Genomic DNA, 15,367 nt, shown 5'->3' with positions numbered 1-15,367 from the left:
ATGATGCGAAGTGCTGCGATGAACCGACGCGATTTCGTCAAGGCGGCCGGGCTCGGCTTCCTCGCCACCCTGGCACCGAAATCGCTGATGGCCCTGGAGCGGGCGGACGCGGTCTATGCCTCGGGCATTCGTGCGGCCGACGGCTCCTTTGCCGTCGCGACTGTGACAGAGCGCGGCGAGGTCATCGATCAGGTCAAGCTTCCCGCCCGGGCTCACGGCATGGCCTTCAGTGCCGCCACCGGCAGGACCGTCGCCTTCGCCCGCCGGCCGGGCACCTATGCGATGATTTTCGATCCGCGAAATAAGGCCGAACCGATTGTCATCAGCTCGCGGGAAGACCGGCATTTCTACGGCCACGGCGCCTTCTCCGCCGATGGTCGTTTGCTCTACGCCAGCGAGAACGACTTCGACGGCAATCGCGGCATGATCGGCCTCTACGACGCCACCGACCGCTTCACCCGCATCGGCGAATTCGAGACCTACGGCATCGGCCCGCACGACATGACGGTCTCCGACGACGGACGTCTTCTGATCGTCGCCAATGGCGGCATCGAGACGCATCCGGATTTCGGCCGCACCAAGCTCAATCTCGGGGAGATGCAGCCGTCGCTGGTGCTGATCGATGCCGCGACCGGTGCTCTGGTCGAAAAACATGTGCTGCCGGCGGAATGGGCAGAACTCTCCACCCGCCACATCGATCTCGATGACAGGGGCCGCATCTGGTTTGCCTGCCAGTACGAGGGTCACCGCAAGGATTTGCCGCCGCTCGTCGGCCATTTCACCAAGGGCGAGGACCTTACCTTCATCGACCTGCCGGAGCAGACGACGCGCAGGCTCGCCAATTACGTCGGAGCGATTGCCGTCAATCGCAGTGAGGGCCTCGTCGGTATCACCTCGCCGAAGGGCGGCGCCTCGGTGACCCTCGACGCAAGGACGGGCAAGGTGCTCGCCGAAACCAGCATTCCGGATGCGGCCGGCATCGCGCCGGCAAAGAGCGGCTTTGCCGTCTCCTCCTATGATGGCGATTTCCTGTCGACCCGCAGCGACGTCGCCTGGGATCAGCACATCGTTCGGATCTGAACCAGCGACGTAGAGCGTGATCTCGCGCGAAAACCGCTCACACATCAGGGCGACATGCATCAACCGTCGCGCACATAGGCCTTCTGCTCGGCGCTGATGCTCGAGGCCGCGGCCCTTGCCGCCTCATGCAGCCATTCGTTTCCGCGTGTCTTGATATCCCGAAGGATCACGGCGACCGCTGCCGCATCGTTGGAATGGCAATTGGCGATCTCGAAGCCCATCAGCTCGAGCATCGTCGGCGAAAGCAGGATTTCGGGGTGCCGGTCGATTTCGATCTTGCAGCTGTTCGGCGAGATCCGGCGTACGAGGATGCGGCCGGAAACCCGGTAATGCGGATCGACGCACCGCATCCGCCCGTCGGCGATCTCGCCCGCATGGATCGCCACGTCCTGTGGTCTGTGGCGAAGCGACCAGGCGGACGGCAGCAGCGCCTTGGCCTCTCGCAGCACCGGTCCGCCCTGCCATTCGGCATAGGCGACGAAACGCGGCCGGCCGAGGCTGCCGGTGCCGCCGCTGCGTGGCTTCGCCACGAAGCTGCCTGAGCCGAGCGGCAGTGCATCTGCGAGCGCCTTGACATAGGCGGAGGGCGGAGGCTCGCTGCCGGGAAGCAGCATTTCATATTTCTCCCAGAATTCCCGACGTTCGGAATTCGGCAGCATCAGCGCCTTGCGCAGCCATTTGTGATCGCGCTCGAGGATGACGGGCAGCGGATTTTCAAGGCCCCTGCAATAGCCGCTCAGGATCAATTCGCCGATCATCCGAACCGAGGGACCATCGTCGCCGCGCGCCAGCACAGCGCTGGCCGCAAGGCGAACGAGATCCAGCGTATAAGGCATCACCGCCGCATCGTCGAAATCATTGACGCCCCAGACGAGCCGGCCCTCGCCATCACGCCAGGTGCCGAAATTCTCCAGATGGGTATCGCCGATCGCCAGCACCTCGGGCGCGCGGGCGAGTTCCGGGCAGATATCGAGGATAGTCTCGCACCAGCGCCAATAGGTGGCGCGCAGGAAGACGAAGCCGCCGCTTCGCATCTTCTCGTGCTTCTCCCGGAGATCGTCCGCGACGAGATCGGCCCCGAGTTCGCCGGCCAGCCAAGTCTCGAAATTCCGGACCGATTGCGATATCGTCGTCATGCGCCGGCGCTCCATCCTTTCGAGATCCGACGCGGAGAATACGCGCTGGGCGCGAAGCTGCAATCGTCTTCGCACCAGCTTGCATGGTGACGGAAAGGCGAACGGTGGCCCCGGCGACACGGCCGCAGCTTTCCATCGCCGCTGAGACCGATTTCAGCAATGTGCAGCTTGTCGAATCCGGCCCGCCATGCCACTTTCGCCGCTGCAAGAGGGGCAGCCATGAGCGAGACTGACAGGGGCGATTTCCGCGCGCGAATCCGCCGCAATTTTGCGCGGCAGGCGGCGATGGAGACGATCGGCGCAGAGCTGACGCGCGTCGAGCATGGCGTCGTCGAAATCGAGCTTCCCTTCGACGTCAAACTGACACAGCAGCACGGCATCCTGCACGCAGGCATCATTTCCGCAGCGCTCGATTCGGCTTGCGGTTTCGCCGCCTATAGCGTCATCGACCCCGAAGCTTCGATCCTGACGATCGAGTTCAAGGTCAATCTCATGTCGCCGGGGCGTGGCGATCGTTTCCTGTTTCGCGGGGAAATCACCAAACCCGGCTCCACCATCATCGTCGCAGACGGGCGAGGCTACGCAATCAGCGACGGGCCGGCGAAGCTCATCGCCTCGATGACAGGAACGATGATGGTGATCCGCGGTAGAGAAGGAATTACGGGATGAAGTTCGAGCTGAAGTCGGTCGCGGGAAAGTCCATGCTTTTCGTCATGGCGGCAGAGGCCGAATACGGCCCCTTCCTGCGTTCGCGCATCGAACCTCTGATGACCGGCGTCGGCCCTGTCGAGGCGGCGGTCGCGCTGACCAAGACGCTGGCGCGGCTGGATGCGGCCGACGACCTGCCCGATCTCGTCGTTTCCCTCGGCTCGGCCGGCTCGGCGAAACTGGAGCAGACGGAAATTTATCAGGTAACCTCGGTTTCTTATCGCGACATGGACGCCTCGCCGCTCGGCTTCGAAAAGGGCAGGACACCCTTTCTCGACCTGCCGGCGGTGCTCGAACTGCCGCTGCGCATCCCGGGCATTCCGGAAGCAAGCCTTTCCACCGGCGGCAACGTGATCTCAGGCGCGGCCTATACCGATATCGACGCCGACATGGTAGACATGGAAACCTTTGCGGTGCTGCGCGCCTGCCAGGGCTACAAGCTGCCGCTGATCGGCCTGCGCGGCATTTCCGACGGCGCGGTCGAACTGCAGCACATCTCGGGCTGGACCGAATATCTGCACATCGTCGACCGCAAGCTCTCCTACGGCGTCGACAGCCTGTTCACGGCGCTGGAGGACGGAGTTTTCTGGTTCTGAGCCCTAAAAGCCGCGCGTCTTTTCAGACGCGCGAGGGACAATCGGAACAATAAAAACCAATGCCGCCGATTTCCCGGATTGCAAGGCGAAGCGCTTTTCATTAAAGCCTCGCCATGACCCAGACAGCACATCCCGACTCCGTTCTCATCGTCGATTTCGGCAGCCAGGTGACCCAGCTCATCGCACGACGCGTGCGCGAGGCCGGCGTCTATTGCGAGATCGTTCCCTTTCAATCGGCCGAAGAGGGCTTCAAGCGCCTGCAGCCGAAGGCCGTGATCCTCTCCGGCAGCCCGGCTTCGACGGTGGACGAGGGATCGCCGCGAGCGCCTCAGATCATCTTCGACAGCGGCCTGCCGGTCTTTGGCATCTGCTATGGCCAGCAGACGATGTGCATGCAGCTCGGCGGCAAGGTCGAGAGCGGCCATCACCGCGAATTCGGCCGCGCCTTCCTGGAGGTAAACAAGGACTGCCAGCTGTTCGAGGGCCTCTGGTCCTCCGGTTCGCGCCACCAGGTGTGGATGAGCCATGGCGACCGCGTCACCGCGCTGCCTGAGGGTTTCGAGGTGGTCGCCACCTCCTCCAACGCGCCCTACGCCTTCATCGCTGACGAGAAGCGCAAATATTACGGCGTGCAGTTCCATCCCGAGGTCGTGCATACGCCCGACGGCGCCAAGCTGATTGGTAATTTCATCCACAACATCGCCGGCCTCAAGGGCGACTGGTCGATGTCGGCCTATCGCCAGAAGGCAGTCGATGAGATCCGCAAGCAGGTGGGCGGCAAGCGCGTCATCTGCGCCCTTTCGGGCGGCGTCGACAGCTCAGTCGCGGCGCTGTTGATCCACGAGGCGGTCGGCGACCAGCTGACCTGCATCCTCGTCGACCACGGCCTGATGCGCAAGGACGAGGCGGCCGGCGTCGTCGCCATGTTCCGCGAGCACTACAATTTGCATCTGCTGCATGTCGACGCTTCCGACCGTTTCATCGGCGAGCTCGAAGGCGTCAGCGACCCGGAAACCAAGCGCAAGATCATCGGCCGGCTGTTCATCGAGACCTTCGAGGAAGAGGCAAAGAAACTCGGCGGCGCCGATTTCCTCGGCCAGGGCACGCTCTATCCCGACGTGATCGAAAGCGTTTCCTTCACCGGCGGCCCGTCTGTGACGATCAAGTCGCACCACAATGTCGGCGGCCTGCCGGATCGCATGAAGATGCAGCTCGTCGAGCCGCTGCGCGAACTGTTCAAGGACGAGGTGCGGGCGCTCGGTCGCGAACTCGGCCTGCCCGACAGCTTCATCGGCCGCCACCCCTTCCCCGGCCCCGGCCTTGCGATCCGCTGCCCAGGCGGCATCAGCCGCGAAAAGCTGGAGATCCTGCGCGAGGCCGATGCGATCTATCTCGACGAAATCCGCAAGGCCGGCCTCTACGACGCCATCTGGCAGGCCTTCGCCGTGCTGCTTCCGGTCCAGACCGTCGGCGTCATGGGCGACGGACGTACCTACGAATTCGTCTGCGCGTTGCGCGCCGTCACCTCGGTCGACGGCATGACGGCGGACTTCTACCACTACGACATGGAATTCCTCGGCCGCGCCGCGACCCGCATCATCAACGAGGTGCGCGGCATCAACCGCGTGGTTTATGATGTGACATCGAAGCCGCCTGGCACGATCGAGTGGGAATGAAGGGCTGAGTTGATCCAACTCGCCCAGCCCGCTAAATTGCTTCGGGGAAACGGGACGACTTCTCCATGACAGCCAACAATCGTATTGTCCTCTCTAGCGACCACACGGCCATTCAGCTCCGACAGGCCATTGCCGCCCATATCGCGGCACATGGCTGGGTGGTGGTCGACATCGGACCGACGACGCCGGAAAGCACCCACTATCCCAAACACGGCGAGCGGCGGCGCGGCTCGTCGCCTCTGGTGATTGCCGGTTTGGCATCATCCTATGCGGCACCGGCCAGGGCATCATGATGGCAGCGAATAAGGTAAAGGGTATCCGTTGCGGCATCTGCGCCGACACGTTTTCAGCCCGCATGATCCGACAGCACAATGATGCCAACATGCTGTCGATTGGTGTGCGCGTGGTGGGCGAAGGGCTGGCGCTCGACATCGTAGATGCGTTCCTAACCGCCCAGTTCGAGGGCGGTCGGCATGCGACGCGGGTGGAAATGATTGGGGCGCTGGAGGAGTAGCGCCGTTCCTTGCGTCTTCTTTGGGAGAAGATGTCGAGTAGGCTCAGCGGCAGAGGAATGCCCGGGCCGGCGGCGACAGAAGGGCCGACGGCTACAAAACGATCGTGTGATGTCGGATCTTGTCGATCTGGTGCGTCCTTGGGTCAGCACCCAAGGAGGAGAGCGCCGTGAGAGACCTGATCCCGAAGATGTCCATATCGGTCGACGGCTTCATCAGTGACCTGGACGGCCGAAACACATGGATGTTCGGCTTCGATCGGGAGGCGAAGGCCTGGAGCATCGAGTTTATAGGGAATGCCGGCCTGCACATTATGGGCAGCCGCAGCTTCCTTTCCATGGCCCCCTTCTGGCCGACCTCCACCCTGGCGTTCGCGCCGCCGATGAACCAGATCCCCAAGGCCGTCTTCTCACGACAGGGGCCGGCGATCCTCACGAATGTCACGGCGGCGCTCGATGACATCAGCGCCAAGGGGACCGGACAGTCTGCGGAATTGCAGCCCGGCGCAAGCAGTTGGGCGGAGGCCTATGTGGCGAGCGGTGAGCTCTCGGAGGAAATCACCAAGTTGAAGGCCCAGGAGGGCAAGCCGATCATCGCCCACGGCGGCGTCAGCTTTGCCCGCAGTCTTGTCGCCCAGGGACTGGTCGATCAATTCGCCCTGCTTGTGATCCCCGTGGCGCTGGGCAAAGGCCTGCCGCTGTTCTGCGAACTCCCCGCCCCAGCGCCTCTCAAGCTGATGAGCTCGAAGGCTTTTCCCGGGGGCGCGGTGGCGCAGCTTCGGCACCTTCCACGTCTCTGCCGAGGACGCCCCAGCCACGGTCAAGGCTGCCATTCTTGCCGGCTACCGTCATATCGATACGGCCGAGGGCTATCAGAACGAGGCGGGCGTCGGCCAAGGCATCAAAGCCGGCCTCACCGCCGCGGGTCTTGCCCGAAAGGACATTTTCGTGACCACCAAGGTCTGGCCCGGCAATGCTGCCTGGGGTGATGCGCCGAAGACCTACGAAGGCATCATGGCGGCATTTGCAAAAAGCCTTGCCGCATTGGAGCTGGACTATCTCGACCTCTACCTCATCCATGCGCCATCCGGGGGCACCGAGCGGCTGAACGAATGGCGCGCCCTCGTCGACCTCAAGTCACAGGGCAAGATCAGAGCGATCGGCGTCAGCAATTTCACGGAGGCGCATATCGACGAGATCAAGGCTGCCGGTTTGCCTCTGCCGGCAGCCAACCAGATCGAGTTGCACCCCTGGTCGCAGAAGCCGGATCTGGTCGCTTATCTTGCCGACAATGGCGTCGCACCGATTGCCTACAGTTCCCTGGTGCCGCTCTCGACGTGGCGGGCGAAAGACGGTCAAGAAAGCGCCAAGACCGAGGAGATGAAAGCAGCGGGGGCCGAAGCGGCATCGCCTTTTAAGGCAATGGCGGCAAAATACGGCGTCACGGAAGCTCAGTTGTTGCTCCGCTGGGGCGTGCAGAAGGGCTTTGCGGTTCTTCCCAAAACCATGGACCCGGCACGCATGCGCGAGAATCTCGACATCTTCGTATTCGCTATCGACGCAAACGACATGCGCGCCATCGAAACGATGGACCTCGGTGACGGGGTGGCCTGGCCGAGCGGCGATCCGCGACACCTCGGATGATCTGAACGTAAGGCAGACCGCCAACACGGATGGCTGTTTGGCCGGTCAGGATCGTCGTCAGCAGTAACGGCCGAGGTTCACTCACCTCGGCCGGCTGTTTGTCATCCAGAGCATGATGCCGCAAAGTGTGCGCGGTTTTCTTATGACATCATGCTCTATTGCTTTGATTTAGATCGGGATTCAGATTCTAGGCCGATCAGGCCTAAAATTATCCTGATCTAAAGCGCGGCGCATCAAACTTGATTCATGCGCCGCGCTTTAGTCCTTTGTTTCTATGCATATCGTTATCCCAGAACCGCCGCACACTTCAGGGCGACATGCACTAGGGATGACGGCTGCGATGCCAAGCTCAGCGGCCGTAGGTGACCTCGACGGAGGCCTTGTCGAGCGTGTTTGCCCTGACATAGAAACCAACCATGGCGCCCGGCGCAGTATCGGGAAGCGGCAGCTTGTCAACCGAAAGCGCGTAGACGGTGAACTGGTAATGGTGCGGCGTGTCGCCGGCCGGCGGGCAGGCGCCGCCATACCCTGAGACACCAAAATCCGTGTGGCCTTCCACGGCGCCTGCGGGAAGCTTTTTGTCACCGCTGGCGCCGGTGGCGATCTCCGAGGCATCCGCGGGAATGTTGAACACCGACCAATGCCACCAGCCCGAACCCGTTGGAGCATCCGGATCGTAAGCCATGACGGCGAAGCTCTTGGTCGCCGGGGGAGCATCCGACCAGGCCAGTTCCGGCGAGATGTTCTTGCCGGCGCAGCCGAAGCTGTTGAAGACCTGCGCATCGGCCATGGACTTGCCTGAAGTCAGATCTTTCGAGGTGAGCTTCATTTCGGCATGGGCGGCGGCGGCGCCGAAGACGGACGCGGCGAGAAGGACTGCTATTATGGAACGCATGCTGTTTTCCTGCGGTTGATAATGCAGGAAAGCTATCGTCACGGAGCAGGTGCATCTGCCCCGCTATGCTCAACTTCTGCCCCGATCCGCTCAAAACGCTCAGATCCGCCCCGCACGTGGCGCGGATTGACGCCAAACCGCTCTTTGAACCGCGCCGAGAATTGCGACGGGGAATCGTAACCGACCTCAAGCGCAACCTGCGCCATCGGCAAGGTTGTGGTTTGAATGAGGCCCAGGGCGCGATTCATTCTTGTATCGCTCAAGATCTCGCTGAAACCGGTATTCTCGGCGGCCAGCTTACGCCTGAGCGTCGCCTCGCTCATGTTGAAGGCGCGCGCCGCCTGCCCCAGCGTCCAATCACGGGCCGTATCACCTTCAATCATCTGCCTCAGCCGATCCTCGAGCCGAGGGCTCTGGCATTGACCCAGCACCGCTCCGCAGAGCGCAAACCAGGTGACGAGTTCCATCAGACGAGCCTTGGCAATAACGCCGGGAAGCCGCGTCAGATTGCCGGGCTGACAGCAATAGTCAAACAATGCCGCTGCTTCCTCCGGCAGGTTTGAGGCGCCTGCCGGGATAGGCCGCGATGGAACGGCCACCGACTCCATGCTGCTATAGGCATCTTCGAAGAGCGGTCTGGGGACAGGAAGCGCCAGGGTCTGATATTTCTGTGGCGCCCTGGGAATATTCTCCATGGTCAACGGTCGATAGTCGGGCAGCAAGGCATATGCGCCTGCCTCGAGGCGCAAAGCCTTATCATCCGCCATGACGATCTTCGTTCCGGATTGCACCTGGATCAACAAGGGGCTCGTGCTGACGAGACGAGAAAAGCAGGCGCGTCCACCCTGACGGATCAGGGCCCTGGTCGGAATGGGAAAGACGTCGTCCAGCATAGGTTCTCCGGCAACAGGATGCCCCTCGCCCCTGATCCTTAGCGATGGGGAAATAGCAAAACCGCGTGACTGGGGCAACCTTGAGCCGGGGCCTATGCCGCAGGAGCCAGCCGCTCTCATCCTCGGGAAATTCGCTGGTATCGTACCGGGTTCGGGCAGGGCTCGACCATATCTAATGCCTAGCGGACTTCCTGATATGCTCCACCAGCGCCCGCAGCTTCAGCGGCTGCCTCTGGCGCCTGGGATAATAGAGATAGAAGCCCGGGAAGGGCGGGCAGAAATCTTCGAGCAGCGGCACGAGTTCGCCGCGTTCGATATAGGCCTCAAAGGTTTCCACCATGCCGAAGGTGATCCCGGCGCCGGCGCAGGCCATGCGGATCATCATCCCCATGTCGTTGGTGGTGACGGCGGGATCGACCGTGACGTCGAAGTCGCGATCATTTTCGGTGAACTCCCAGCGATAAGGCGCCGTATCGGGGCGAGGTCGCCAGCCGATGCAGGCGTGATCCTGCAGTTCGCTGGGATGGCGGGGATGGCCGCGGCGCTCAAGGTAGGCGGGGGATGCGGCCGCGGATTGGCGCTGCGGCTCGGAGACCGAGATCGCGATCATATCCTGCTCGATGACTTCGCCGAGCCGGACACCGGCGTCGAAGCCGGCCTCGACGATATCGAATTCGTCATCGGTGACGGTGATATCGAGTTTGATCTCAGGGCAGGCTTGCATGAACCCGGCCAACAAGGTGCCGGACAGAAAACTCTCGGCGATCGAGGAAACGGTGATCCTCAGCAGGCCGCTCGGGCGCGCCTGCATCTCCCGCACCGTCTGCATCGCATCCTTGACCTGCCGGACCGATGGGCGAACCGCCTCGAAGAACACGTCGCCGGCTTCGGTCAGGCTAACGCTGCGCGTCGTGCGCTGGACCAGCGCGACCCCAAGACGATCCTCCAGACGCTGCAGAGCCTGACTGACGGCGGAGCGGGTGACGCCAAGTCGCTCACCGGCCAGCCGGAAGTTCCGCGCTTCCGCCACGGCGAGAAAGACTGAAATGCCTTCGAGATCGTCGATCATTGGTTAGCAGTTCTAACCAAGGCATCCGGTATTGGCAACTTAATCAACTCGATTGCGCAGCCTATTTTTCTCTCGAGGTCAGGCAAGGCGGCCGTCATGCCAGCCCTCTATCGAAAGGAAAAACGATGCGAAGGATTTCCAAGAGCGCTGTTCTGCAAATTTTCGCCGTCACCACCCTGGCCGGCACGGCGATCGGCCCCGCGGATGCCGTCAACGACCGGCGATCCATACGTCAACAAACAAGCGAGAACACGATGCAGCAACATCCCTATGTCGGCATATGGGTGACGGATGATGGCCGTATCCGCCATGAACTCCTGCCCGACGGCCGTTACGACGAGGCCCGCGGCAACCGGGAGAGCGCCTATCGAGGCCGTTACGAAGTCACCGGAAGCCATATCGAATACTGGGACGACACCGGCTTCACGGCCGACGGCGATTTCGTCGACGGCGATACGCTCCATCATGGCGGCATGGTGCTCCGCCGCCAATAGACATCACTCGGGATAAGGCCGTTTCGGCCGGAAAGGATGACGATCATGTCTTCCACCACACCCATCTGGTTCATCACCGGCGCATCGTCCGGCCTCGGCCGGGCGCTTGCGGAGGCGGTTCTCGCCCGTGGCTGGCGCGCCGCCGTGACCGCGCGCAGACCAGAGACCCTCAGGGATCTCGCAGCTGAACACGGCAACCGCGCGCTTGCTCTCGCACTCGATGTGACGGACGGCCGCTCCGTCGCCGGCGCGGTTCATGACGCCGAGAGACATTTCGGCGCGATCGACGTGCTCGTCAACAATGCCGGCTACGGCTATCTCGCGGCGATCGAGGAGGGCGACGATGCGGAGATACGCGCCCAGTTCGAGACCAATGTCTTCGGATTGATCGATGTCACCAAGCAGGTTCTGCCGGGTATGCGGACACGCCGGCGAGGGTACATCTTCAATGTCTCCTCGCTCGGCGGTCTCGTCGCCTTCGCTGCCACCGGCTATTACCACGCCACCAAATTCGCGGTCGAGGCGCTGTCGGAATCGCTGTCTCATGAGGTCAAGCCGCTTGGCATCGATGTGACGATCGTCGAGCCCGGCGCTTTCCGCACGGACTGGGCCGGCCGGTCGATGGTCGAATCCAGCACCGTTATCGACGACTATGCCGAGACATCGGGCAAGCGGCGCCAGGCCACCCGCTCGGTCTCCGGCAAACAGCCGGGAGATCCGGTCCGTGCCGCAGCCGCCATCCTATCGGCCTTCGAGGCGGAGGAACCGCCGCTGCGTCTGCTGCTCGGCGCACCTGCCCTGAAGATCGCCCGCGAACGGCTCGACGCGCTGCGCGGAAACTTCGACGCCTGGGCGGAGACGACGCTCAGCGCCGATTTCCCCAGCTGACCACCAAGAAACACTCAATCGACAAAGGAGCTTGAAATGTCGACGATCGAAGGAAAAGTCATCGCCATTACCGGGGCCAGCAGCGGCATCGGAGAGGCTACTGCAAAGGTGCTGGCTGCCGCGGGCGCGCATCTCGTGATCGGCGCGGCCGCACCGAGCGGCTGGAGACACTCGCCGGCGAAATAGCAGCCAAGGGCGGCAGCGTGCGGCTGCGAAAGCTTGATGTCACCGACCGTTCCCAAGTGGAGGCCTTTGCGGGTTTTGCCAGGTCCGAATTCGGCCGGTTGGACGTTATCGTCAACAATGCCGGCGTCATGCCGCTCTCGCCGCTTGCGGCCCTCAAGGTCGACGAGTGGGACCGGATGGTCGACGTCAACATCAAGGGTGTGCTCTACGGCATCGCCGCTGCGCTTCCGATCATGAAGGCGCAGGGATCCGGACAGATCATCAACCTGGCTTCGATCGGCGGCCACGCCGTTTCCCCAACGGCCGCGGTCTATTGCGCGACGAAATTCGCGGTGCGGGCGATCTCGGACGGGTTGCGGCAGGAGACGGATCGCATCCGGGTGACGGTCATCTCCCCCGGCACCACGACATCGGAACTGGCCGGCACGATTACCGATCCGACCGCGCGGAACGCCATGAGGGTTTTCAGGGCGGTCACGATCAGCCCCGAGGCTATCGCCAATTCGATCCTCTATGCCGTCAGCCAGCCTGACGATGTCGATGTCAGCGAGATCATCGTCCGGCCAACGGCCAGCCCGCATTGAGCAGCCGGCATCCCGGCTGAGACCGCCCCGCCGCCTAAAACCCCAGCGATTGCTGGGCGGGCGGCGGCGGGCCGAGCTGGACGCCTTCAAGCTCCAGCATGCGGGTCTTCGATGACGAGCCGCCGGGAGCCGAGAAACCGCCGATTTTGCCACCGGCGGCCAGCACCCGATGGCAGGGGATGATCAATGCGACCGGGTTCTTCGCCATCGCCTGGCCGACGTCGCGCGCGACTTCCGGCCCGGCGCCAAGCTCTTTCGCCAGCGCGCCGTAGGTGGTCGTATGGCCCCAGCCGACACGCCTTGCCGCCGCGTAAATATCCTTGAAGAGGGCATCCTGCCCGGCAAGATCGAGTTCGACGTCGGAAAAATCCGTTTCCTCGCCCTGGAAATAGCGCTTCACGGCGGCGACCGTTTCGAGCACATCAGGCGTCGGCGCGCCGGGCTCGGCACCCGGCAGGCGGCGCAGTAAGAGCCGCTCGGTCGCTTCCGCGGTTTTCGTCGGCAGCTGGAAGCGGGCGATGCCGGCGTCGCTCCAGGCGATGCCGCAGAAACCAGCCGCGGTTTCGAAGATGAGATAGTGATGGATCGTCTGGGCCATGACACAGCCTCCGCGTTTTCGATTACCACCAAAATCGTACGGAACGGCCGCTGTTTCAACCCGATTCTTGCGCATCTCGTTCTTTTTTTGTTCTTGATATTCTACCTTGCCGGCGTATCTTTCACCTCTTTTTTGGAGCGCGAGGCGGTCATGACGACCTGACAGGCCATGAACCAGATTTCCTTCGATTTCGACCATGGTCAAAATCGACGCGGGCAGGCGGGTGAAAGCCGGAACGGCGGCCACAGGCTTTTCTTTGCGCTCCGCCCGCCTGCGATCGTCGAACGGCAAGCGGCTTCGATCGCCGACGACTATTGCAAGACCTTCTCCGTTTCCGCAAAGCCGCGGCTGACGACCCTGCATGTGAGCGTTATCGGCATCGGCGACTATGAAGTGTTGCCGGAGGACGTGATCTTTGCGGCCCGGCAGGCCGCCGCCACAGTCGAGGGCGCGCTGATCGCCGTCACCTTCGACAGGATCATGAGCTTCAAGCGGGAAGGCAAGGCGCGGCCTCTGGTGCTCTGCAGCAAAGACGGGCTGATGCCGCTCATGCGACTGCATGTCCAGCTTGGTGTCGGCCTGCACAATACCGGATTGCGTGACAATATCGATCGCAATTTCACGGCGCATATGACGCTGCTCTATGACCGCAAAGCAGTGCCGCCGACGAGCCTCGACCAACCGGTTTCGTGGACGGCGCGGGAATTCCTGCTCATTCACAGCGTTCTTGGAAAAACCGAACACCACATCATCGATCGCTGGCCGCTGCTTGGCTGACGGCAATGGCATCTCCGGACCAAGGCTTGCGCTTCCGCGATTTCCGCGCATAAAGCTGAACAACCGTCGGGATGGCAAACGGAGAACGAAGACAGCATGGATGTTTCAGAGATCATCATCCCAGGAGATACGCCGGGAACGGAGTGGCGGCTGCCGGTGCTGCGCTTTGCGGGCCACGATCCGAAGGCGCCGAAGATCTATATCCAGGCCGCACTGCATGCCGGGGAACTGCCGGGAACGGTGCTCCTGCATTTCCTCTGCGAGCGGCTGCGGCAGGCGGAAAGCGAAGGCGGGATCGTCGGCGACATCACCATCGTGCCGCAGGCCAATCCGATCGGTGCGGCGCAATCGCATTTCGGCGACCTGCAGGGTCGTTTCGACCTTGGCTCACGCACCAATTTCAACCGGGATTTTCCGCTGATCTCCCTTGCCGATCGGGCCACGCTGATCGAAGACCTCGATGATTATCCGGCTACCGACAGGCTGAAACGACAGCTCTTGCATATGGCGCTTGGCGCCGATCTCGTCCTCGACCTGCATTGCGACGACGAATCCCTGCAATATGCCTATATCGACGAAGCCTTCTGGCCGGAGGCGGCCGATCTTGCCGCTGCACTCGATATGGAGGCCGCGCTGCTTTCGGATGGCGAAAGCTCGGCCTTCGAAGAGGCGGTCGGTTTTGCCTGGAAATACGAGGTTCCCGGCGAGCGCCAATCGCGGCTGCCGGGCAGGCTTTCGGTCACCGTCGAGCTGCGCGGCAAACGCGACGTCGATCCGGTGCTGGCTGAGAAGGATGCGGAGGGGCTGTGGCGGTTCCTTGCGGCACGGGGGATCGTCGGTGAGGTGAAGGCTGAGGCAAGGGCGTTTTCCGGTCCGGCCGTGCCGCTCGACAATGTCGAGATCATTCGCGCTCCTGAAGGTGGGGCCGTGCTCTTGCATCGCGCCATCGGCGACAGGGTTGTGGAAGGCGAGCTCCTGGCGACGATTGTCACCCGCCCCGGTCAGCCGGGTGGCAGCATCGAACTCCGCGCCCCGCAAGACGGGTTGATCCTGACCCGAACGTCCGACCGGCTGGTACGGCGGCGCGGCGACCTGATGAAGATTGTCTGCGACAGTCCCAGCGACGCCTTGCGCAAGGCCGGCACGCTGGAGAATTGAGCCGAGCCGTATCCCGGCGAGCGCCGGGATAAAGTGTCGCGGGCGTTTGCGCCGGTCTTCTTGCATGGTATCTCGCAGCGATCACAGGGAATCGATCGGGCATGACCGTCACCATCTATGGTATCAAGAATTGCGACATGATGAAGAAGGCCCGCAGCTGGCTGGAAGAACACGGCGTTGCCTATGCGTTTCACGATTACAAGGCGCTCGGCATCGACCGTGCCCATCTTGATGCCTGGATCGATCAGGCCGGGCTCGATACCGTGCTCAACCGCGCCGGCACCACCTTCCGCAAACTGGCTGATGCAGAGCGGGAGAACCTCGGCCGGGAGAAGGCGATCCAACTGATGCTCGACCAGCCGTCGATGATCAAACGGCCGGTGCTGGAGGCCAGCGGCAAGTTGCTGATCGGCTTCAAGCCGGAGATTTACGCCGGTGCATTTGCAGGCTGAACGACAGGCAACAACTCCCGAG

At 62.5% G+C, this 15,367-nt stretch carries 15 protein-coding genes and 3 pseudogenes; 13 read left to right on the top strand and 5 right to left on the bottom strand.

Annotated features, from left to right (window positions below; all coding sequences use genetic code 11):
• Positions 1-1,080 (top strand): DUF1513 domain-containing protein, encoded by a 1,080-nt coding sequence (locus HJB89_RS03630; RefSeq protein WP_207582573.1) that lies wholly within the window; start codon positions 1-3, stop codon positions 1,078-1,080.
• Positions 1,081-1,139: 59 nt separating this feature from the next.
• On the opposite strand, the gene HJB89_RS03625 is transcribed toward HJB89_RS03630, so the two are convergent.
• A complete protein-coding gene (locus HJB89_RS03625; protein WP_207582572.1) occupies positions 1,140-2,216 on the bottom strand; it encodes a DUF2252 family protein in 1,077 nt (358 codons plus the stop codon).
• 219 nt (positions 2,217-2,435) lie between these two features.
• Between HJB89_RS03625 and HJB89_RS03620 the strand changes: the two genes are divergently transcribed.
• The 6 genes and pseudogenes from HJB89_RS03620 to HJB89_RS03595 all read left to right on the top strand — a co-directional run bounded on the left by HJB89_RS03620 (position 2,436) and on the right by HJB89_RS03595 (position 7,351).
• Positions 2,436-2,885, top strand: a complete 450-nt coding sequence (locus HJB89_RS03620) for a PaaI family thioesterase (RefSeq protein WP_003544704.1) — start codon at positions 2,436-2,438, stop codon at positions 2,883-2,885.
• A complete protein-coding gene (locus HJB89_RS03615) occupies positions 2,882-3,520 on the top strand; it encodes a 5'-methylthioadenosine/S-adenosylhomocysteine nucleosidase (RefSeq protein ID WP_207582571.1) in 639 nt (212 codons plus the stop codon). Before HJB89_RS03620 ends, HJB89_RS03615 begins: the two co-directional genes overlap by 4 nt.
• A gap of 113 nt (positions 3,521-3,633) precedes the next feature.
• Positions 3,634-5,196, top strand: coding sequence for a glutamine-hydrolyzing GMP synthase (gene guaA, locus HJB89_RS03610; protein ID WP_221116679.1), 1,563 nt, complete (start codon positions 3,634-3,636; stop codon positions 5,194-5,196).
• Between the two features lie 65 nt (positions 5,197-5,261).
• Positions 5,262-5,710 (top strand): annotated as a pseudogene (gene rpiB, locus HJB89_RS03605) (ribose 5-phosphate isomerase B).
• A 188-nt stretch (positions 5,711-5,898) separates the two neighbouring features.
• Positions 5,899-6,414 (top strand): annotated as a pseudogene (locus HJB89_RS03600) (dihydrofolate reductase family protein); the annotation flags it as partial.
• Between the two features lie 124 nt (positions 6,415-6,538).
• On the top strand, positions 6,539-7,351 hold the full coding sequence (locus tag HJB89_RS03595) for an aldo/keto reductase (RefSeq protein WP_221149025.1): 813 nt from the start codon (positions 6,539-6,541) through the stop codon (positions 7,349-7,351).
• 349 nt (positions 7,352-7,700) lie between these two features.
• On the opposite strand, the gene HJB89_RS03590 is transcribed toward HJB89_RS03595, so the two are convergent.
• The 3 genes from HJB89_RS03590 to HJB89_RS03580 form a co-directional block, all read right to left on the bottom strand.
• Positions 7,701-8,246 (bottom strand): YbhB/YbcL family Raf kinase inhibitor-like protein, encoded by a 546-nt coding sequence (locus HJB89_RS03590; protein WP_221132394.1) that lies wholly within the window; start codon positions 8,244-8,246, stop codon positions 7,701-7,703.
• Positions 8,247-8,284: 38 nt separating this feature from the next.
• Positions 8,285-9,139, bottom strand: coding sequence for a helix-turn-helix domain-containing protein (locus tag HJB89_RS03585; RefSeq protein WP_221140690.1), 855 nt, complete (start codon positions 9,137-9,139; stop codon positions 8,285-8,287).
• A gap of 172 nt (positions 9,140-9,311) precedes the next feature.
• Entirely contained in the window at positions 9,312-10,208 is an 897-nt protein-coding gene (locus HJB89_RS03580) for a LysR family transcriptional regulator (RefSeq protein ID WP_221148951.1), read from the bottom strand.
• Between the two features lie 125 nt (positions 10,209-10,333).
• Between HJB89_RS03580 and HJB89_RS03575 the strand changes: the two genes are divergently transcribed.
• The 3 genes and pseudogenes from HJB89_RS03575 (at position 10,334) to HJB89_RS03565 (ending at position 12,360) form a co-directional block, all read left to right on the top strand.
• Positions 10,334-10,702: an Atu4866 domain-containing protein gene (locus HJB89_RS03575; RefSeq protein ID WP_221116675.1), complete on the top strand. Its 369-nt coding sequence runs from the start codon at positions 10,334-10,336 to the stop codon at positions 10,700-10,702.
• A gap of 36 nt (positions 10,703-10,738) precedes the next feature.
• Positions 10,739-11,590, top strand: coding sequence for an oxidoreductase (locus tag HJB89_RS03570; protein WP_221148949.1), 852 nt, complete (start codon positions 10,739-10,741; stop codon positions 11,588-11,590).
• Positions 11,591-11,626: 36 nt separating this feature from the next.
• Positions 11,627-12,360 (top strand): annotated as a pseudogene (locus HJB89_RS03565) (SDR family oxidoreductase).
• 34 nt (positions 12,361-12,394) lie between these two features.
• Here HJB89_RS03565 and HJB89_RS03560 read toward each other — a convergent pair.
• Entirely contained in the window at positions 12,395-12,958 is a 564-nt protein-coding gene (locus HJB89_RS03560; RefSeq protein WP_221148947.1) for a methylated-DNA--[protein]-cysteine S-methyltransferase, read from the bottom strand.
• 168 nt (positions 12,959-13,126) lie between these two features.
• Here HJB89_RS03560 and HJB89_RS03555 point away from each other — a divergent pair, with 168 nt between their 5' ends.
• The 3 genes from HJB89_RS03555 (at position 13,127) to HJB89_RS03545 (ending at position 15,345) form a co-directional block, all read left to right on the top strand.
• Complete coding sequence (locus tag HJB89_RS03555) at positions 13,127-13,735, top strand: 2'-5' RNA ligase family protein (protein ID WP_221148945.1); 609 nt, start codon at positions 13,127-13,129, stop codon at positions 13,733-13,735.
• A 96-nt stretch (positions 13,736-13,831) separates the two neighbouring features.
• Entirely contained in the window at positions 13,832-14,893 is a 1,062-nt protein-coding gene (locus HJB89_RS03550; protein WP_221148943.1) for a succinylglutamate desuccinylase/aspartoacylase family protein, read from the top strand.
• A gap of 101 nt (positions 14,894-14,994) precedes the next feature.
• Positions 14,995-15,345 (top strand): ArsC family reductase, encoded by a 351-nt coding sequence (locus HJB89_RS03545; protein ID WP_221148941.1) that lies wholly within the window; start codon positions 14,995-14,997, stop codon positions 15,343-15,345.
• The last annotated feature ends 22 nt before the right edge of the window (positions 15,346-15,367 follow it).

This window comes from Rhizobium sp. NZLR8 (assembly GCF_019685025.1).
Taxonomy (GTDB): domain Bacteria; phylum Pseudomonadota; class Alphaproteobacteria; order Rhizobiales; family Rhizobiaceae; genus Rhizobium.
The sequence above is the reverse complement of the archived record's forward strand: the minus strand, read 5'-3'. Positions and strand labels throughout refer to the sequence as shown.